Annotated in this window: 10 protein-coding genes; all 10 read left to right on the top strand. The window is 40.1% G+C overall.

Annotation, left to right across the window (positions count from 1 at the left end):
• Positions 1-15 precede the first annotated feature (15 nt).
• The 10 genes from BM143_RS16525 to BM143_RS16480 all read left to right on the top strand — a co-directional run bounded on the left by BM143_RS16525 (position 16) and on the right by BM143_RS16480 (position 21,448).
• On the top strand, positions 16-783 hold the full coding sequence (locus BM143_RS16525) for a succinate dehydrogenase/fumarate reductase iron-sulfur subunit (RefSeq protein ID WP_034723328.1): 768 nt from the start codon (positions 16-18) through the stop codon (positions 781-783).
• Between the two features lie 557 nt (positions 784-1,340).
• Positions 1,341-2,867 carry a TlpA family protein disulfide reductase gene (locus BM143_RS16520; protein ID WP_090025625.1) on the top strand — a complete coding sequence of 509 codons (1,527 nt, stop codon included), beginning with the start codon at positions 1,341-1,343 and terminating at the stop codon, positions 2,865-2,867.
• A 169-nt stretch (positions 2,868-3,036) separates the two neighbouring features.
• Complete coding sequence (gene rlmD / locus BM143_RS16515) at positions 3,037-4,443, top strand: 23S rRNA (uracil(1939)-C(5))-methyltransferase RlmD (RefSeq protein WP_090025623.1); 1,407 nt, start codon at positions 3,037-3,039, stop codon at positions 4,441-4,443.
• 36 nt (positions 4,444-4,479) lie between these two features.
• On the top strand, positions 4,480-6,954 hold the full coding sequence (locus BM143_RS16510) for a zinc-dependent metalloprotease (protein WP_090025622.1): 2,475 nt from the start codon (positions 4,480-4,482) through the stop codon (positions 6,952-6,954).
• A 6-nt stretch (positions 6,955-6,960) separates the two neighbouring features.
• Complete coding sequence (locus BM143_RS16505) at positions 6,961-7,440, top strand: DUF6452 family protein (protein ID WP_090025620.1); 480 nt, start codon at positions 6,961-6,963, stop codon at positions 7,438-7,440.
• Positions 7,406-8,074 carry a DUF6048 family protein gene (locus BM143_RS16500; protein ID WP_090025619.1) on the top strand — a complete coding sequence of 223 codons (669 nt, stop codon included), beginning with the start codon at positions 7,406-7,408 and terminating at the stop codon, positions 8,072-8,074. The genes BM143_RS16505 and BM143_RS16500 overlap by 35 nt, the downstream gene beginning before the upstream one ends.
• Positions 8,075-8,308: 234 nt before the next feature.
• Positions 8,309-10,717: a reprolysin-like metallopeptidase gene (locus BM143_RS16495; protein ID WP_090025617.1), complete on the top strand. Its 2,409-nt coding sequence runs from the start codon at positions 8,309-8,311 to the stop codon at positions 10,715-10,717.
• Positions 10,714-11,238 (top strand): GEVED domain-containing protein, encoded by a 525-nt coding sequence (locus tag BM143_RS16490; RefSeq protein WP_090025616.1) that lies wholly within the window; start codon positions 10,714-10,716, stop codon positions 11,236-11,238. The genes BM143_RS16495 and BM143_RS16490 overlap by 4 nt, the downstream gene beginning before the upstream one ends.
• A gap of 296 nt (positions 11,239-11,534) precedes the next feature.
• Positions 11,535-16,214: a GEVED domain-containing protein gene (locus BM143_RS16485; protein ID WP_090025614.1), complete on the top strand. Its 4,680-nt coding sequence runs from the start codon at positions 11,535-11,537 to the stop codon at positions 16,212-16,214.
• A gap of 257 nt (positions 16,215-16,471) precedes the next feature.
• Positions 16,472-21,448, top strand: coding sequence for a GEVED domain-containing protein (locus BM143_RS16480; protein ID WP_090025613.1), 4,977 nt, complete (start codon positions 16,472-16,474; stop codon positions 21,446-21,448).
• The last annotated feature ends 110 nt before the right edge of the window (positions 21,449-21,558 follow it).

Raw genomic sequence — 21,558 nt, 5'->3', positions numbered from 1 at the left:
TATAAATAAATAATTATGAGTGCAAAAAAAGGCCTTCATCTTACCCTAAAAATTTGGAGACAAAAAAATAGCAAAACTAAAGGTCAGTTTGAGACCTACAAGATATCAGATGTTTCTACAGATTCTTCTTTCTTAGAAATGTTAGATATTTTGAATGAAAATATTATTAACGAAGGAAAAGAACCTATCGCTTTCGACCACGACTGTCGTGAAGGAATCTGCGGTATGTGTTCTCTTTACATCAATGGTAGAGCGCACGGTCCGGATACGGGTATCACGACTTGTCAGCTTCACATGAGAATGTTCAAAGACGGTGAAACCATCGTTATTGAGCCTTGGAGAAGTGCTGCTTTCCCGGTTATTAAAGACTTAATGGTAGACAGAAGCGCATTCGACAGAGTAATGGCTGCAGGTGGATTCATTTCGGTGAACACTTCAGGAAATACTTTGGACGCTAATGCAATTCCGGTTCCTAAAGAAGATGCAGACAAAGCAATGGATGCTGCAGCATGTATCGGATGTGGTGCTTGTGTAGCGACTTGTAAAAACGGATCTGCAATGCTATTCGTTGGAGCAAAAGTTTCTCAGTATGCTCTTTTACCTCAGGGTAGAGTAGAGGCAAGCAGAAGAGTTCTGAACATGGTGAAAGCTATGGACGAAGAAGGATTCGGAAACTGTTCAAATACAGGTGCTTGTGAAGTAGAATGTCCAAAAGGAATTTCTCTTGAAAACATCGCCAGAATGAACAGAGAATATATGGCTGCTATGGTAGACAAAGGATAGAATCTATTCGAAATATATATATAAATCGTCTTCATTATGGAGACGATTTTTTTTTGTATTAACCTGAGCTGAGTTATAAGTTATGAGTTATGAGTTATGAGTTATGAGTTATGAGTTTCGGGATATGAGCTAGGACTTAGCTCTTACTAAAATCAAAGACCATAATTTCAACCTTCGGAACAATCCCTACAACCTACAATCTACAACCTGCCACCTGCTACCTGCCACCTGCTACCTGACATCTGCCACCTAATACCTGTCACCAAAAAAACGTTTTAGCCCTAACACATGTTATACTATGCTTTTAGTTGTTAAAATTTGTTAAGTTGTTGAGCAGATAAGACATTCTTTATTTAATAAGTCTATATTTGGTGAACACTATTTACGAAAAGAGAAGCAATCCTCACTCATAGATTTTTGTCGAGAACTAAAAATCTAAGCAGATAAAATGGCTTCAAAGGCCCTCTCCATAGGATTTCATAAAATTTTCAAAAAAAATAAATAGTGTTAATCAACAAGCCGTAAAAAACGTATTTTTGTGTAATATTAAAATTGAAATGAAAAAATATCTTTTATTGTTTATCATCACAGTATTTGTGATGTCTTGTTCAAAAAAAGTTGAAGTAAAAGGAAAGATTGCCGGAAGTTCACCGCTCGAAAGAATTGAATTCGTTGAAGCTTCTGGTGTAGCAACACTTCCACTTGTTAATATAGGTTTAGATAAAAATGGAAACTTTACAGGAAGCTTTGATGCTCCTAAAGACGGAATGTATGTGATCAACTATGCAGGAAGACAAAATCTGATTTATCTAGAAGGCGGACAGAAATTAAACATTTCTGGAAACTCAATGACCTTTCCAAATGAATTCGTAGTTACAGGAGACGCTAAGAAAAATAATGATTTCCTTCAGGCGAGCCAAAAATTTTTAGGTGAGTACGGAAGTAAAATCAACATCCAGCAGCTAATGTCAGGTGATGAAAAAACGTTCTTGAAAGGAGCGCAGAAAATCGAAGCTGATATCAACAAAAATGTGGATGACCTTGCTAAGAAAAACAACCCGGGCAAAGGAATGCTTGAGTGGAAAAAGAATGACGTGAAAGTGACTATTCTGAACCTTTTGGCCAACTATGAAATGGCGCAGCGTCAGATGTCAGGAAATCCTTCATTTAAAGTGTCAAAAGCTTTCACGGATTATGAGACTAAATTAGAAGAGAACAAAGACTTAATGGTAAAAACTATTCCATTATACAGACAGTATCTTCTTGTGAAAATGAGTCCGGACTTCCAGAAATTTGCTGAAGCTAAAACAAAAGGAAAAACAGATGTTATCACTTCTGAAGTTTTCGCACAGTTCCTGAAAGACAGAAAAGAAGTATCGCAGACTGCTAAAGATTATCTTTTGGCATTTGTAGTAGCTCAGGATATTCATCCGGGTGCTCCTGCAAAAAATACAGAGAAGATCAAAAAAATTATCGATACAGATATTACAGATGGTGGTATCAAAGCTGATTTAGGTAAAATGCAGATCGCTATCAACGGACTTAAAGTAGGAGAAGTTGCTCCTGAAGGTTCATTGGTAAAAGCAGACGGTAAATCTTACCAGCTTTCTGAAAACAAAGGAAAACCTTACATGTTGTTCTTCTACGCTTCTTGGAACCCTTACATCAGCGAAGCTACTGTACCGGTATTAAAAGAAGTAGTGAATTTCTATAAATCTAAAATGAACTTTGTTTTTGTAAACGTAGACGATACTAAAGATCAGTTTGTAAAAACAAGCAGTGCATTATTAAAAGGAATTCCTGGAACCAATGTATACGGAGAAAAAGGTTTGGAATCTGATATCGCTAAAAAATATGGGGTGTACGGATTTAAATTACCTTGCTTCATCGTAGTGGATAAAGACGGTAAGATCGCAAGCAGATCTTTTGTAAACTTAGGTGAGCAGGAGGTTGTAACTATCCTTGACAAACTTACAGGTCTTTCTGCACCTAAAGTAGAGCAACAGCCTATGCAAATGCAGCCGGGAATGATGATAGATCCTTCAGGACAACCTGTAAATCCACAGCCTGCTCCTACAAAATAATAAACTTTAATATAGATGGAAACCTTATCTTCGGATAAGGTTTTTTTTTATTGTATTTTTGCAAATTGAACCCGGATGGTTTTCCGGGATATATTAGAAAAAATAGAAATAGAATTAGCGGATGAGACTGGAGAGTTTCGTTCGTGCGTTAAAGAAATTGAGTTTACGGATGAGAAAGAAGAAAGATATTATTCTTGAAAATATTAAGCTGTTCGGGGCAGGGGCGAAAGGCGTTGCGATAGGAAGAACAGAAGAAGGAAAAACGGTACTGATCTCTGGAGCCGTTCCCGGAGATGTAGTGAATGCCAGAGTAAAGAAATCCAAGTCCAAATACTATGAAGCGGAAACCGTGGAAGTAGTGGAGCCTTCTCCCTACAGAGTGGAAGCTAAATGTATTCATTTCGGAACTTGCGGAGGATGCAAATGGCAGAATATGAGCTATGAAAAACAGCTTGATTTCAAACAGGAAGAAGTATACAATAATATCAAAAGAATCGGTGGAATTGAAGACTTTGAAACCGTTCCGATTTTAGGTGCCGAAGAACAGTATTTCTACAGAAACAAAATGGAGTTTTCTTTCTCAAACGCGAGATGGCTGACTCAACACGAAATAAGCTCTGAAGAAAATTTCGGAAGCAAAGACGCTCTTGGTTTCCATATTCCGGGAATGTGGAGCAAGATCCTGGATCTTAAAGAATGTTTCCTTCAGGAAGAGCCTTCCAATGCGATTCGTCTGGCTGTGAAAAAATTCGGGGTAGATAATGGATTCGATTTCTTTGATGTGAAAAATCAGGAAGGATTCCTGAGAACACTGATGATGAGACAAAACTCTAAAGGAGAGTGGATGGTCTTATTCCAGCTGTACAGAGAAGAAAAAGAAAACAGAGAAAAGCTTTTCCAGTTTTTACTTGAAAAATTCCCACAGATCAAAACATTGGTGTATGCCATCAATCCAAAACAGAATGATTCCATTTATGATTTAGATGTTAAAATCTATTTCGGAGAAGGATTCCTGATGGAAGAAATGGACGGGCTGAAGTTTAAAATCGGACCGAAATCATTCTTTCAGACCAATTACAAACAAGCATTAGAACTTTACAGAAAAACCCTTGAGTTTGCGGATTTAAAAGGTGATGAAGTAGTTTATGACCTTTACACAGGGACAGGAACTATTGCTCAGTATGTGGCCAGAAATGCAAAACATGTGATCGGGATAGAATCTGTTCAGGAAGCTATAGATGCAGCCATTGAACATGCTGAATTAAATGGTCTTACCAACACTACATTCTATTGTGGAGATATGAAAAATGTCTTCAACGATGAATTCCTGGAAAACCACCCGAAAGCAGATGTTTTAATTACCGACCCACCAAGAGACGGAATGCACCAGAAAGTAGTGGAGCAGATCCTGAAGCTGGCACCGGAAAAAGTGGTGTATGTAAGCTGTAACTCAGCGACGCAGGCAAGAGATCTGGCTTTGATGAAAGAACATTACACCCTTGTGAAAATACTACCGGTAGATATGTTCCCGCAAACGCACCACGTGGAGAATATAGCATTACTAATCAAAAAATAATTACTTAAATTTGAATATATTAATCTGAAAATTTAAATGAAAAGAGTGAAAAACCTGGGTGCCGCTTTTATTGTATTGGTTTTGATGTTGAGTCAGACCGAACTGAAAGGGCAGGAAAAAGATTCTGTAGCAGTAAAAACAGATACTGCAAAAGTTAAAAAAGACGATCCCAAGAAAAAGCCGGTGATAAAATCCTATAAAGAGGTTATTACTGATAAAGCGGTTTCGGACCAGGGCGTTTTCACCGTTCATAAATTGGAAGATAAATATTACTTCGAGATTCCTGACAGAATGCTGAAAAAGGAATTTCTTTTAGTAACAAGACTTACAAAAGCTGCTGCCGGTATGCGTTCCGGAAGTACCGGATATGCAGGAGATCAGATCGGCCAGCAGGTAGTGGCTTTTGAAAAAGGTCCCAAAGACAAAATCCTTCTGAGAGCTATTTCTTTTGTAGATTATGCAAAAGATTCCACCTCGGATATGTACAATTCTGTGATCAGAAACAATGTACAGCCTATCATTAAATCCTTTGATGTAAAAACGTACGGAGACAATAAAAAATCTTCAGTCATTGATGTCACGGATCTTCTGAACTCTGATAACGAAACAGTTTCTTTTTCTGTAAATTATAAAGACGCCTTCAAAGTGGGGGCTTTCCAGAAAGATATGTCATTCGTCAACTTTGTAAAATCGTTCCCGAATAATATCGAGATCAATACCACCAAAACTTTCGCACGTACTTTGGGAAGACCGTTGCCGGGAGCTACTCCAGCCAACACTCCGAAAATAAGCGGGAATTATACGGTAGAAATCAACGCTTCATTTGTTCTTCTTCCTGAAAACAAAATGCAGGCAAGATACTTTGACCCGAGGGTGGGTTATTTTACAGTTGGGTATACAGATTTTGATCTTGATCCTCAAGGCGTAAAAAGGATTTCCCTGGTTAAAAGATGGAGACTGGAACCAAAACCTCAGGATCTTGAAAAATACAAAAGAGGAGAACTGGTAGAACCTGCAAAACCAATTGTATTCTATATTGATCCGGCAACCCCAAAAAAATGGGTTCCTTACCTGATTCAGGGAGTGGATGACTGGAAGAAAGCTTTTGAAAAAGCAGGTTTCAAAAATGCTATTTATGCAAAAGTACCGGATTCAAAAGTGGATACGGAATGGAGCCTTGAAGACGCAAGATTCTCCGCTATTGTTTATAAACCTTCAGATGTACCGAATGCTTCCGGACCTTCGATCTCAGATCCGAGAACGGGAGAAATTCTGGAAAGTCATATCAACTGGTATCACAATGTCATGATGCTTCTGAGAAACTGGTATTTTGTGCAGGCTGCACCCAATGATGAAAGAGCACGAAAAATTAAGTTTGATGATAAATTAATGGGTGAGCTGATCCGTTTTGTTTCTTCTCATGAAGTAGGACATACTTTAGGATTAAGACATAACTTCGGTTCAAGTTCTACCGTGCCTGTTGAAAAACTAAGAGATAAAAAGTGGCTTGAAAAGAATGGCCACACCCCATCGATCATGGATTATGCGAGATTTAATTACGTGGCACAACCGGAAGATAACATCGGAGATTCAGGGATTATGCCGAGAATCGGAGATTATGATGACTGGGCCATTGAGTGGGGTTACAAAAGATTTTATCAGTACAACACCCCGGATTCAGAAAAAGAATATCTGAACAAATGGGTCATTAAAAATTTAAAAAACGAAAGACTTTGGTTCGGGACAGAATCCAATCCTCTTGATCCGAGATCTCAGAGCGAGCAGGTAGGAGACAATGCCATGATAGCAAGTACCTACGGAATCAAAAATCTGAAGAGAATTATAGATAATCTGGAAAAATGGACAGCAAGTCCGAATGAAGATTACGAAAACCTCGGAATGATGTATGATCAGGTCACCGGGCAGTTCAGAAGATATGCCGGTCATGTTTCAAAATACATCGGAGGACAGATGGAGACGCCTAAAACTGCTGAACAGTCAGGGCCGGTATATGAAGCCGTAGCTAAAAAAGATCAGCAGGAAGCGATGAGATTTCTTGAAGAAAATGTTTTCACCACACCACAGTGGCTGATCAAAAAAGAAGTATTTGAGAAGACGGGGAAAACGCCGGTGAAAACCATTGAAGACATTCAGAATGGAGTTCTTTCAAGAATTTTAAGTCCGATTGTTTTACAGAATATGTACCAGATGGAAGCTGTAGATCAGAATACTTATACCCTGGTTGATTTGTTTTCAGACCTGAATAATTCCATCATCAGAAAAGCAAACCCTGATGTATACGGAAGAAACCTTCAGAGAAATTATGTAGACAATATGATTAAACTTGTTGATGCAAAAAATCCTGATAAATCTGATGTTTCTGCTATTGTAAGAGGAAACTTAATCACGATTAAAAAAGAACTTTCAGCAAAAGCAGATGTCAATATAGTAAATAAATACCATTATGAAGATCTTGCTTTCCGAATTGAAAAAGCCTTAGATCCAAAATAAAAAAAAATGAAATATCTTACATACCTTATAATAATTATATGCGGTATCTTCATGATCTCATCCTGTGGCGGAGACGATGATATCTGTGAGAGTGGAGAAGGAACTCCTCGCCTTAAAGTAGCGTTCAAATCTGCAGCAGATGGTAAAACGATGCCTTTGGATTCGTTATATGTAGCCGTAGATTACGGTTCCGGAAAAGTGCAGCTGGGTAAGCTTGAGAAGATAGATTCAAGGCTGATCCCGTTAAGGGTAGATGACTCTCCCTATACAGACGTGTATTTCAGGTTTGCAAATAAAGGTCCTGAATCTCACGTACGAATCGGTTATACCACGAAGACGGCCTATGTTTCTCCGGGATGCGGGATCAAAAAAACGTACGAAAATTTAAGTTCGGAATTAAAACAATCTAATCCTGTACAAAAAGTAGAAGCAGGACAAAACCAAATAGTGAATGAAGACAAGATTAATCTTTACCTTCTTTTTTAGCATCGTAGGAATGCTGGGAATGGCCCAGGAAAAAAAGGAAACCAAAGAAACCAAAAAAGTTCATGAGAAATATAAGCCTAACTTCATGGTGGGTTTTGATGTTTTGAATGCCGGTGTATCTTTTTTCTCAGACAGAGTGCTGTATCAGGGATTTATTTCATCCAAGATAAGAGGGAATGTTCATGCGGTTGCCGAAGCCGGTTTTGAGAAAAATGTATATCAGAAGAATGGTTATGATGCAAAAGCAAGTGGTCCATTCGTAAAGCTGGGAGCATTCTATATGCTGGCCAAAGACCCTGAAAATGAATTCAACGGTTTCTATGCCGGAGGTAAAATAGGAGGTGCTTTTTACAATCAGGAATATATGGCAGTTCCGGTCCGCGGATTTGGGGGGAGTGCTTCTTCTGTGGCATTTCCATCATCATCACAGACCTCTGCATGGCTGGAAGGCACACTGGGAGGAAGAGTACAGTTGTTTGAATCTAACTTTTATATCGATATCAATCTTCAACCGAAATATTTAGTATACACGTCCAAACAGGATGATATTACGCCAATGATTGTCCCGGGCTTCGGAAGAAGCTCAGCTAAATTCAATATGGGTTTCGCATGGAATATTGCGTATAAATTTTAAAAGAAAATACAACAGATTTTTACTGTTAAAAAAATAAAGCAGTCTTTATAAGAAGCATAAGGTCATGCATCATGAATAATGAATCCCCGGGTCTCTATCCGGGGATTTTTATTATCAATCATTCAATCATAAAATAAATTAAAGTGATTATTATTCATTAAAAATTAATATTTAATGATTTTATTTTAATAGAAATATTATATTTGTGACATTAATCTAATATTTCAAGAAATTATGAAGAAAATTTTTACTTCAGTATTTTCTCTTTGTATGTTCGCTGCTGCTACAGCACAGTGGGCGCCTTCAACAGGAAGATCCGGAGAGGTGGTACAACGGTCGGATATCAAAGACTATTATTCCTTAGATATTTCTTTATTGAGAACGCAGCTTTCAGGAGCCCAGGAAATGGGTAAAAATGCAAAACCTATTGCTGTTGCCCTTCCAACTTTAGACGGCAAGATTGAAAGATTTAATGTGTACAGTTTTCCGGTTATAGATAAAGTCCTTGCAGATCAGTATCAGCTGGGATCATACGTTGGAGTGGGTATAGATGATCCTTCCAAATATTTAAGATTTTCACTGGCTCCGAATGACTTTCAGTCTATGATCATTAAGGATGGAGTGTACCAGTTCATCGAGCCACAAAATGCTTCCAAAACAATTTATGGGGTACATGGAAAGACTATAGGCGCAGGATCTCAGGGTTTCCTTTGTTCTATGGATGAAGATATTCTTTCTAAAAGTGAAATAGCAAAGCTGTACAATACCAATAAATCCTTTACCAATAACACATCAGATTTTTCTAAATCTTCAGATAAAAAATACAGAACACTTAGATTAGCGCTTTCTGTAACTGCAGAGTATACAACTTACTTCGGAGGTACACAGGCGGGAGCGCTTACTGCGATGAACGCCACACTTTCAAGAGTAAATGGGGTTTTTGAAAAAGATTTGGCTATACACCTGAATATGGTGAATTACCCTGCCTTGATTTATATGGATGCAGCTACCGATCCTTATTCTCCTGCGGCTCAGATGGGGAACTGGAACGTTCAGCTTCAGCAGACCCTTACCAGTGTGGTGGGAAATGAAAACTATGATATCGGACACTTATTCGGAAGAAGCGGAGGCGGAGGAAATGCCGGATGTATCGGATGTATTTGTGTAGATCCAACCGGTCCTACCAACAAAGCTAAAGGTTCAGGATATACGTCACCGGCCAATGCTATTCCACAGGGAGATACATTTGATATCGACTATGTAGCTCACGAAATGGGACATCAGTTGGGAGCCAACCATACATTCTCTCATGCTCTGGAATCTGCAGGTGTAAATATGGAGCCGGGCTCAGGATCTACCATTATGGGATATGCAGGGATTACAGGTGTCAATGTTCAGATGAATTCTGATCCTTATTTCCATGTAGTAAGTCTTCTTCAGATTCAGAATAATTTGGTGGCTAAAACACGTGATGTTGAAACTACAGTGACCAACAATCCACCGGTGATTTCTGCCTTAAATGATTATGCCATTCCAAAAGGGACAGCATTTGCTCTTACGGGTAATGCTACAGATCCTGAAGGAAATCCTATGACTTTTACATGGGAACAGTTTGATAATGCTGCTTCGACGGTAACTTCTGTGAATGGAAATACCGGAGTAGGTCCGCTCTTCAGATCAATTCTTCCGTCTACTTCACCTACAAGATATTTTCCTAAGTTGAATACTGTATTGGCAGGAAACCTTTCTTCTGCAGTAGATTGGGAAACGGTATCCAACAGAGCAAGATCTACCAGTTTTGTATTTACGGCAAGAGATAATAGTCCCGCTATAGCAGAGCAGCAGACTAATTCCGCCCTTCAGAAAATCAATGTTGGGAATGAAGGTCCTTTTAATGTGACCTCTACTACAGTGTATAATAATGCCGCGGGTGCTGTAACCTGGAATGTTGTCAATACAAATTCCGGAATCTACAATACCCCAAATGTTAAAATAGATTATACTGCGGATAATGGAGTAACGTGGGTAGTACTTACGCCATCCACCCCTAATGACGGAGCGGAAGCATTTACATTTTCTTCTCTTGCAACGGGAGCTAATATAAAAATCAGAGTAAGTGCTATTGGAAATGTTTTCTATGCCATTGGAAATGCAACCGTAGCAGCCTCAATGGCGACATGCTCTTCTACAGCTACTGCAGGAGTTGCTGCTTCAGGACTTACCATTTCTTCAGGAAATATCAGCTGGACACCGGTTCAGGGTGCTACCTATTCTCTGAGATACAGAAAAACCGGCACTACAAACTGGGTTACGGTTAGTGTTCCTACAAACTCTTATTATATTGCAGGCCTTGATGATACTACTCAGTATGAAGTACAGGTTGCCAATATTTGCGGAAGTACGGCAGGTGAGTATTCTGCAAGTACCAACTTCAGCACATTGGCTTATGCTTTCTGTACTAACAGTTCCGGAAATTTTGACGATGAGTTTATCTCCAATGTTTCTGTAACTCCTATAGGAATGAGTGTGGTTTCAAATACGAGTACAGGTTCTACTTATACAGATTATACCGCCGATCCTTCAAAAGTAATTACGCTTAGAAGAGGAAGCTCAGGCAATGCAATCAGTGTGACAAAAGCATGACAGGGCAATCATACAGTGAAGGCGTAACCGCCTGGATAGATTTCAACAGAGACGGGAATTTCTCAGATTCTGAAAAGATCTTTACAAGTCCCTCCAATACAGTAACACCGGTTTCCGGAACATTCTCTGTTCCTGCCAATGCATATACAGACAAGAAAGTGATTATGAGAGTTGCTATGGCTTACCAAAATCAGCCTGAAAACGGATGTAACCCTTTTGCTTATGGGGAAATTGAGGATTATCCTGTTCAGATTCAGGTGTCATTGGGCACAAGCGAAGTGAATGGTGCTAATAACAATGGTATCCAGATCTATCCTAATCCGGTAAGTGATATTCTGAATGTGACCAAGGTTTCAGATAAAACGGTATATAAAATTTACAATGCTGCAGGCCAGCTTGTAGGAGAAGGAAATATCAATGGCGGAAAAATCAATGTTTCATCTCTGGTGAAGGGCGGATATGTCATCACAATTGATGAAAAGGGGAAAGATCAGTTCCGATCCAAGTTTATCAAAAAGTAAAATAATTAGAATATATAAAATCCTCAGACTCTTCTGGGGATTTTATATTTTAATGTATAAAATGTGGAATTATTATGGAACTTTAACAAAAAAATATTTGAATGAATGTATTAATAATGAAAAAATTATTAGATTTGTGTAATTATAAAATTGTTAGCGTATGAATTAAAAAATTATTCTTTTCAGTACAGAATATCTGTAAAAAAATGGATGTTTCAAAAAAAACATTTGAACACCAAAAAAATAGGAAACACTATACTTACTTACTATTGTTATCACTACTAAACTAAAAAAATATGAGTGGATTTTTACTCTGTAAAATGGGCAGGCCCTATAGGGTGCTCATAACATTGCTGTGTATGGTCTTCGGGCTATTTTCACAGGCACAAACAGTCACTATTGGTACAGGAACCAGTACTCAGAGATATCCTTTGGCCCCCTATTACGGGCACCAGAGAGATGCTTCACTTTATACTGCAACTGAAATAAACCTTCCCGCCGGTGGAAGTGTCTTATCAGTAGCATGGAATGCTACAGTCGCTACGACTATAGCTACTCCGGTTAAAATTTATTTAAAAACCGTTCCTGCTGCTACCACTACCATCACGGCACAAAACTGGGTTACGGCTACTACCGGTGCTACCTTAGTGTACGACGGAAACATAGCCAGCATACCTACAGGATGGAATACCGTTACGCTTCAAAACCCTTATTATTATAACGGGGTGGAAAATCTGGTAGTATTGGTTGAAACCAACTACGGAGGAAGCGGAACCGGATCATTAGGTGGAAATTCCTTTACCTATTCCAGCAATACATCAAAACATATGTATATAGAGGGGGACAATACGCCACCTGTTGGTAACGGTACAGTGGATGCCAACAGACCCAACGTTCAGTTGACTTTTGGCCCGCCACCAGCTTGTCTGCCTCCTATAGGATTGACTTCAGGAGCAACTACACCAACTACAGCTGCAATCAGCTGGACGGCACCTTCTTCTGCACCTGCAGGAGGATATGATGTATATTACAGTACAACAGCTACAGCACCAACGGCTGCAACTACGCCTTCACAAACGGTTACCACAGGAACAGGGGTGACCCTTTCTCCATTGGTAGCTAATACCACATACTATATATGGATAAGATCAAGATGTAGTGGTACTAGCCAAAGTACATGGATCGGACAATTAACGGTAACGACACCTCCTTCATGTTTGGCCCCAACGGCTCTAACTCTGGGAACGGTAGTACCAACCAGCGCCAATATCAGCTGGACAGCTCCTTCAATTGCACCTGCAGGAGGATATGATGTATATTACAGTACATCTGCTACAGCTCCAACAGCGGCAACTGTACCATCACAAACTGTGACAGGAACGACTGCAACGATTTCTCCTCTGGTAGCCAATACAACTTATTATGTATGGGTAAGATCAAGATGTACTGCAACAGATCAAAGTTCCTGGACAGGACCTCTGACTGTGCTTACAGGATACTGTGCACCAACAGGGGGTAGCAGTTCAACGTCTTATTACCTGAAGACTATTAATACGACAGGTGGAATTACAAACTTAAACTACACAGCGAATTCCTATACAGCTTATGTTAATAATTCAGCTACTGTTTTCTCAGGGTTACCTACCAATACAATAACCATGAACCTGAACAGTGGAACCAGCACTTATAATTATTATGTTTGGGTGGACTGGAATAATAACATGAGTTTTAATGATCCGGGTGAAACCATTCTGGCTACTCCTGGTTACGTGACTTCAGCTACAGCATCTATTGTTATACCTGGATCACAGCCTCCTGGAAATTATAGAGTAAGAACATCAACATCATTTATTGGAACCAATACTTCATGTGGACCAGCTCCGTATGGTAATTTTGTAGACTTTACATTAAATGTTATCGCTTTACAGCCATGTACCACTGCACCTCCAACGAATATTACAGTTTCAAACCTTACTCCAACTTCTGCTCAGATTGGGTGGATGCCTTCAACGGGAGCTACCTATGTACTTCAGTATAGATCATTACCTGGAGGAGCATGGACACCGGTAAGTATTACTACGCCACTTGCAAGTAGTTATACTATTACAAACCTTACAGAACAGACTCAGTATGAATTTCAGATAGCTACGATTTGTGGAGGTACTCAGGGACCATTCTCTACAGCGACTCCTTTTACAACTCCGGCTATTACCTATTGTACTTCTGCTTCTACAAGTACCACGATTGACGGATTTATCAGCAAGGTTGCTGTAGTTCCGAATTCTGCAATACCGATGAACAGTGATTCTGGTTTCAGTAACTATACAGATTACAGTACAGATCCTACAAGACTGGTCACTTTGGTAAGAGGTCTTGCAAATAATACAGTTACCGTTAATAAAAGCTGGCCGGGAACTCAATGGTCTTTCGGAACAGGAGTTTGGATTGACTTTAACAGAAATGGAATTTTTGAAGCCAGCGAGCAGGTATTGAATTCACCAAGCAACACGACAACTCCGGTTACAGCTACTTTTGCTGTTCCTAACGTTGCAGGTGGTGTTTATACAGGAAACCTTACGACACGTATGCGTGTAGCATTGAGAGAAAGTGCTGCTGCTGCTGCTTGTGGAACATTCACTTGGGGTGAAGTAGAAGACTATGCGGTAAAACTTATTGATCAGCCGCCTTGTACTACAGCGCCACCTACAAACATTACAGTAACCAACCTTACGGCAACTACGGCTACAGTATATTGGTTCGGGGCTGCCAATGCTACTTATACCATCAGATGGAAATTAGCGACAGCAGGAACTTATACTATTCCACCGGTTGTTTTAGCACCAGGTGTAAATACGTACACGATTCCGGGACTTACTGAGCAGACTAAGTATGATGTACAGATTTCTACTACATGTGGAGGTTCTACAGGAGCATACTCTACAGCAGTACAGTTTACGACACCACCACTTTCATACTGCCCTATGACAGGTACAGGAACTAACGACCACATTTCAAATGTAACAGTTACTTCTTCTAACCCTGGAGTACCGGTAATGAATAATACAAGTGTACAGACTAACTATACAAGCTATATTACGCCTCAGACACTGATCACTCTTGATGCAGGTTCTGCAAACAATAAGATCTCAGTATCAAAAGGATGGACAGGGGCAACAGCCAATGTGGCGGTTTCAGCCTGGATTGATTATAACAGAAACGGAGTTTTTGAAACATCAGAACAGATACTGAACTCGGCACCAAATACTACTACTCCTATAACAAATCTTAACTTCACAGTTCCTGCAACAGCTTATACAGGTCCGCTTACGACCACTATGAGAGTCGTGCTTAAACGTACAAGTGCTCCGGTACTATGCGTGGATCCTGTGAATGGAGAAGTTGAAGATTATGCAGTAAAAATCAGACCATGTGCTAATGGTACACCAAACCTGCCAGGGATCACAGCTACGCATAACTCTGCGACGTTAACCCTTTCAGGAGTTGCGAACACTACTACTTACCTGGTAAGATACAGACTTCAGGGACCTCCTCCGGGAGCTTGGACGGAAGTATATGCTTCAACAATGCTAAATAACATTCCACTGGTAATAACAGGTTTAACGCCTGCTACCAACTACGAAGTGCAGGTGGCTGCGGTATGTGGAGATGTTATAGGTACATTTACTGCTATTAAGCCGTTTGTTACAAGATGTGATCCTACACCTCCGAATGTTACAGTAAGTAATATCACTACCAACTCTGCACTGATTACCTGGGCACCGCTTGCTGCGAGCTCTACGTATACACTGGAGTGGAGAAAAGTAGGAGCCCCTACATGGACTCAGGTGCCAAACATTGCTCCTCCTACAAACACTTATGCATTAACAAACTTAGACCCATATACAAAATATGAAGTAAGAGTTGCTAACAAGTGTGTTGGAGAAACGGCTCTTAACCCGTACTCAAATCCTAAAGTATTTACTACGGAAAGAACATGTGAACTTCCTCCTCCGGGATTAACTATTTTACAGCTTACTCCTACATCAGCTGAAGTAACATGGGAAGGCTTCCCTGGTGCAACTTATGTACTGAGATATAGAAAAGTAGGTATTCCTAGCTGGACGAATGTTCCTCTGATTACAAATACTTATACAATTACAGGATTATTGGAAGAAACGAAATATGAAATGCAGGTGATGAATATTTGTAACGGTACGCCGGGTACACCTACACCTCCATACTATTTCACAACACCTACTGTAATTTATTGCCAGATGGGATCTCAAAACTCTGTCAACGAGCATATCGCTAAAGTGACAGTGATGCCGAACGGAAGACCTAAAATGGAGAACGCTTCAGGACCATCAAGCTATACCGATTATACAGGAGTACCTGCTACATTTATAGAAATGGTTCAGGGATCTACTGGAAACCAGATCACGATTGAGAAAAAATGGAACGGAACCAATCATGACGAAGGTATCGCTGTATGGATTGACTTCAACAGAAACGGGTATTTCGATCTTGATGAAAGAGTATTCACTTCACCTCCGAACACGACAAGCCCTGTAACAGGAACATTCAGTGTACCGGTAGATGCTTATGTAAGCATGACAAACTATAAGTATGTGGTGATGAGAGTGGCTATGATGAGAGACGGAGTTCCTGTGAACTGTGCTAATTTTGCCAACGGTGAAGTAGAGGATTACTCAGTAAGAATCGCTAAACCGGGAGTACCGAACTCTGTAAACCAAACTGAAATCCTGATTTACCCTAACCCGGTAAGCTCCGTATTGTATGTGAAAAATATCAGCAAAAAAGCGAAATATAAAATCTACAATTCTGCAGGACAGATTATCGGTGACGGTATCTTATTAAATAACCAGATCAATGTAAGCAAACTGATCAACGGAATTTATGTAATAGATATTGAAGATAACGGTGTAACGGTTCAAAAGAAATTTATCAAAGAATAATATGTAAATTTCAAATAAATGAAGCCCTCAGAAATGAGGGCTTTTTTTTGTTATAAGATTTCTTTGAGCGATTATGAAATTTTTTAACTAATAATTCAACAAACGTTGAAATTTTAAACATAAATATAATTGTTGATTATTTTTTTTAATCTTTCGATGGTTTTATTGTTTATTTCTCAATAAATTAAAGGTATATATTTTTTTTTAATAAAAAATACGCTAGATTTGTGGGATTATTACAAAATATTGAAAAAGTTATGAAGAAAATTTCTATTTCTTTCTTTTTCCTTTGTTTGTTTGCAATGATCCATGCACAATGGGCACCTGCAGTATATAATGGAAAAGGAGCTAATGATGGCTCAAAATCAGACAGCTATTACTCTTTGGACATTTCACAGCTGAAATTGCAACTGGCCAAAGCAGATGAAACTGGTAAAAATGCAAAACCAGTAATCATATCTCTCCCGACCATGAATGGGAAGATTGAAAAATTTGCAGTCTACAGCTTTCCCGTTGTAGTCAAAGAGCTCGCAGATCAGTATCAGCTGGGCTCTTTTGTTGGAGTAGGGATAGATGATCCTTCCAAATACTTAAGATTCAGTTTGGCACCTAATGATTTTCAATCCATGATTATTCAGGACGGAAATTATGAATTTATAGAACCTGCCAATGCTGCAAAGACGATTTACAGAATTCATCCGAAAACAGGAAAAGACAAAAAAGGATTCGTATGTTCCACTGAGGAAAGCGAACATGCAAGGCATGATATAGATGAGCTTCGCCAGAAAGGAAAGGCTTTTTTTAATCAGCCTACTGACTTTGCCAAAAACTCAGATAAAAAATACAGAACTTTAAGACTTGCTCTTTCGGTATGTGGGGAATATACCCAGTACCATGGAGGCACGGTAGCCGGAGCACTCGCTGCAATGAATGCTACCCTTACAAGAATCAATGGAGTCTATGAAAAAGATTTTGCACTCCATCTTAATCTACAGAATTATCCGAATTTAATTTATACTGATGCTGCCACAGATCCTTATTCAGCAACGCAGGGTGGAACTACCAACGGTATTGTGGGATGGAACTCTCAGGTGCAGAATGTTATTACGGCAGCAGTAGGAAATGCAAACTATGATGTAGGACATTTATTTTCTCCTCCGGGAGCCGGTGGAAATGCCGGATGTGTAGGCTGTATATGCCGCGATAATACCGTTCCTACTTCTAATGATAAAGGATCAGGATGGACATCACCGGGAAATAATCCGCCAACAGGAGACAATTTTGATATCGATTATGTAGCTCATGAAATAGGACATCAGCTTGGAGGAGTCCATAGTTTTTCTTACGATCCTCCGCAATTGGGATCTGCTACCAGTGTAGAACCTGGTTCTGGCTCAAGTATTATGGGGTATGCAGGGATTACGGGGCCAACTACCGATGTGCAGCCACATTCAGATCCGTATTTTAATGTAACTAATATTACAGCTATTCAGGCGAATCTGATCAATAAAACATGTGATGTAGAAACAGTGATTACCAATACACCGCCGGTAATTGCTGCGCTTCCTACTTATAATATTCCTAAGGGAACTGCTTTTGTTCTGACGGCTTCTGCTACCGATGCTGAGAACGACCCTATGACATTTAACTGGGAGGAAGTAGATATCGCTAATGTAGTGATTAATAACGCTAACTTAGGAAATACAACTTCAGGTCCTTCTTTTAGATCTGTGGCTCCAACGGCCAGCCCAACGCGTTACTTTCCAAGACTGTCTTCAGTGCTTGCAGGTGTTTTAAATAATGCCAACAGCCTTTGGGAAGCAGTATCTACAGTGGCGAGAACAACCAAGTTTACGGTTACTGCCAGAGATAACAATCCGGTTGCCAATCAGCAGCAGACCCAATCAGCAACGCAGACGATTATTGTTGGAAACAACGGACCGTTTAAAGTAAACCCAACCGTCATATATAACAATGGACCTACCAATGTTACCTGGGATGTTGTGAATACCAATGCGGCACCTTACAATGCTCCCAATGTAAAAATAGATTTTACCACTGATAATGGAACGACATGGAATGTCGTAGCTGCTTCAACACCGAATGACGGAAACCAGGCTGTAGATTTTACGGCTTTTCCTTTAACGGTAGGAGGGACTGCTAAAATTCGTGTAAGTGCTATCAACAATGTATTTTATGCCATCGGAACGGCTTCCATAGAAACGCTTCCTATCTGTACAACTACTGCACCGGGAGGAATTGTGGTTTCTGCCATTACCCAAACACAGGCAACGATAACCTGGAACGCATCATTTAATGCAACCTATGTTTTCCAATACCGTGTTGCAGGAACTACAGCATGGACAACAGTTACTCCTGCACCGACTACCAATACAGTGACGCTTTCCACCCTTACGGCAGGAACTCATTATGAATTCCAGATTGCCAATGTATGTACGGGTACGCAGGGTGCTTTTTCACCGGTTTCAACTTTTGTAACGCTATACTGTGCAGCAACTTCTACGAATACAGATAACGGGTATATTTCCAATGTAACCGTAGCTGCTACCAACTCATATACGATGAGTAATACGTCAACAGCAGCTAACTATACCGATTATTCATCTGATGCTACAAAACTGATCACACTGGTTCGTGGATCAAACAACAACAGTGTAACGATTGCCAAGTCATGGCCGGCAGCTGTATCCAGCAAAGCGGTAAGTGTCTGGATAGATTTTAATAAAAACGGTACTTTTGAAACGATTGAAAGAGTTTTAAACGCCGCAAATAATACAACGACTCCGGTTACTGCAGCATTTACAGTACCTGCCGGGGCTTACTCAGGACCGCTTACAACCCGTATGCGTGTTGTGCTGAGAGATACTGCCAATCCTGCCGCATGTGGTAACTTTACGAATGGTGAAGTAGAAGATTATGCAGTGAAATTAATAGACCAGCCGGCATGTACAACTGCGGCGCCATCTAATATTACTATAACAAACCTTACTCCGGCTACAGCCGACGTTTCATGGTCGGCATCCACCGGGGCAACTTATGTGTTAAGATATAGAAAAGTAGGAACAGCCACGTGGACTACCGTGGATCCTGTACCTGCTCCCGGAAATACCTACACCATTCCTGGGCTTACTGAGCAGACTCAATACGAAGTACAGATTGCAACAAAATGTAATGGAACTCAGGGAACATTCTCGCCTTCCACACAATTTACAACGCCTCCTGTTACGTACTGTCCGATGACAGGTACCGGAACCAACGACCACATTTCAAATGTAACCGTTACGTCTATCAACCCGGCACTTGCAGTAATGAACAATACAACGGTACAGAACAACTATACGAGTTATAATACACCGGCTACCCTTATTACCCTGGAAATAGGTTCTGTTGGGAATAAAATCTCAGTAGCAAAAGGATGGACAGGGGTAACGAGCAGCGATGCCGTGAGTACCTGGATCGATTTCAACAGGAACGGAGTTTTTGAAACATCAGAGCAGATCTTAAATTCACCATCCAATACAAATACTCCTGTTACCGCTAATTTCGGAGTTCCGGCAGGAGCTTATAACGGACCACTGAACACAACCATGAGAGTGGTATTGAGACGTTCAAGCGCCCCTGTAATGTGTCAGAATGCAGTAAATGGTGAAGTTGAAGACTATGTGGTAAAATTGAGACCATGTAGTACAAGCACGCCTACCAATCCTACATTTACTGCGGTAACTCATAATTCAGCTATTATTAACTGGACAGCAGCAACCAATAACCTTAGTTATCTGCTTCAATACAGAGTACTGGGAACTACTGCATGGACATCGGTATATGTTACAACGGTTCCTCACACTTTAACCAACCTGATTCCTTTTACGACTTATGAGGTACAGATTGCGGCCAACTGTGGAACTTCAACAGGTACCTTTACAGCGATCAGAGCATTTACTACAAAATGTGATCCTACACCTCCGGGTGTTTCAGTGACGAATATCACGACTACCTCGGCACTGGTGACATGGACCCCATTAGTAACAGGATCAAGCTACGTGATGAGATGGAGAAAAGTAGGTGCAGCAGCATGGACTCTTGTCAATTTGCCAGCTCCTCCTGCCAATACGTATCCACTGAATAATTTAGATCCTTACACAAAATATGAAGTACAGGTAGCCAATCAGTGTACGGGAGATCCTAATCCGAATCCATATTCAAATCCTGTGGTATTTACGACGTTGAGAACATGTGAATTGCCTCCTCCGGGATTGATGATCACGCAATTAACGCCTACATCAGCTGAGGTTACATGGGAAGGATTCACTGGAGCAACTTACATCCTTAGATATAGAAAAGTGGGTATTCCAAGCTGGACGAATATTCCGGTAGCGACTAATGCTCATACGATAACAGGATTACTGGAAGATACAAAATACGAAATGCAGGTAGTGAACATATGTAATGGTACACCGGGAACTTATACGCCTCCGTATTATTTTACGACACCTACTGTAATCTATTGTCAAATGTCTTCTCAAAATTCTGTGAACGAGCATATCGCTAAAGTGACAGTAACCCCGAACGGAAGACCTAAAATGGAGAACGCCTCGGGACCGTCCAATTATACAGATTATACAGGAGTACCTGCTACATTCATAGAAATGGTTCAGGGATCTTCGGGAAACCAGATCACGATTGAGAAAAAATGGAACGGAACCAATCATGACGAAGGAATTGCTGTCTGGATTGATTTCAACAGAAACGGATACTTTGATATTGATGAAAGAGTATTCACCTCACCTCCGAACACGACAAGTCCAGTGACAGGAACATTCAGCATCCCTGCTGATGCTTTTGTAAGCATGACTACTTATAAATATGTGGTGATGAGAGTGGCATTGATGAGAGACGGTGTTCCGGTGAACTGTATGAGATTTGCCAATGGGGAAGTAGAGGATTACTCCGTAAGAATCTCTAAACCTGCAATAGGTAATCCGGTGAACCAGACGGATATCATGATCTATCCTAACCCGGTAAGTTCTGTACTGTATGTGAAGAATATCAGCAAAAGAGCGAAATATAAGATCTACAATGCAGCAGCACAAATCATTGGGCAAGGTATTCTATTGAACAACCAGATCAATGTAAGCAAACTGATCAACGGAGTTTATGTAATAGATATTGAAGACAACGGTAAATCCGTACAGAAGAAGTTTATCAAAGAATAATACGTAAATTTTAAATACTAGGAAGCCCTCAGAAATGGGGGCTTTTTCTATGAGTAATAGGTAATGAGTAATAGGTAATAAGGAGGGAAAGAATTTCTTTAATCAGAAAA

Source organism: Chryseobacterium oleae (genome assembly GCF_900115055.1).
GTDB lineage: Bacteria > Bacteroidota > Bacteroidia > Flavobacteriales > Weeksellaceae > Chryseobacterium > Chryseobacterium oleae.
The sequence above is the reverse complement of the archived record's forward strand: the minus strand, read 5'-3'. Positions and strand labels throughout refer to the sequence as shown.